The organism is Pseudomonas sp. SDO5215_S409 (assembly GCF_054071325.1).
On sequence record NZ_JBSVWN010000149.1, the window covers coordinates 1 to 966 of the forward strand.

1 pseudogene is annotated in these 966 nt (G+C 56.8%); it reads left to right on the top strand.

The annotated features are described in order from the left end of the window. Nucleotides 1-945 (top strand): annotated as a pseudogene (locus ACW9H9_RS28645) (IS5 family transposase); the annotation flags it as partial. Nucleotides 946-966 lie beyond the last annotated feature (21 nt).

The window sequence follows — 966 nt, forward strand, 5'->3', positions numbered from 1 at the left end:
TTGAAGCTGGCCGGGATTGTTCTTATTAAAGAGCGGCCCAAGGGCAGCTTCCAACCTCCCGAACCCCGTAAATCTTATGGCTACACCGAGGCACACCGGCGTCAGTTGCCGGAACAACATTACCCCAGTTGCCTGACCGACGCAGAATGGACGCAGGTCGCTGATTTTTTTGAAGTATCGGGCGGTCGTGGCGTCCCCCCCCCGGCACTCCAGGCGCACGCTTCTGGAGGCTTGCTGCTATGTCGTGCGCACGGGATGCTCGTGGCGAATGCTGCCTCGCGAGTTTCCGCATTGGGACAATGTCTATAAAACCTTCCGATGCTGGAGCGCTCAGGGCAAGTTCGAGCAAATGCATGATTGGCTTCGTGCCCAATGGCGAGAGCGGGTAGATCGTGATGAAAAACCGTCAGCTGCTGTTCTGGATTCTCAATCAACGCGTAGCTCGCCCCAAGGCGGTGAAAGTGGTTACGATGCAGGCAAGAAGATGAAAGGGCGCAAGCGCAGTCTCATCGTTGATACCTTGGGCCTGCTCCTGGCAGTGAGCATCAGCGCAGCCAGCGTGCAGGATCGAGACGCTGCAGACGACGCAGTGACGGCCTCGATAGGCAAGTACCCATCCTTAAATACCCTGTTCGTCGACAGTGCCTATGCAGGAAAAGTGGGCCCAACGCACGCAGCACACTCATTCACTTGAGGTTCAAGTCATCCGGGGGCCAAACAATCGACGCACCTGGAAATGGCATCAGAACAAGGCGATTTGTTCACGGCAGCGCCGGTTACAAGCGGCTTTGTGGTGATGCCCAGGCAGCGGGTAGTGGAACGGACTCACGTCTGGAATGAGCGGGCCAGGCGGTTGATCATGCACCACGATCGGTTAATGGATGTGAGTGCGGCATGGGTGTGCTGGCCGAGGCACGGATGCTTGCTCGTCGACTTACTACTTGATTTTGTCTACACCCTCTTAGC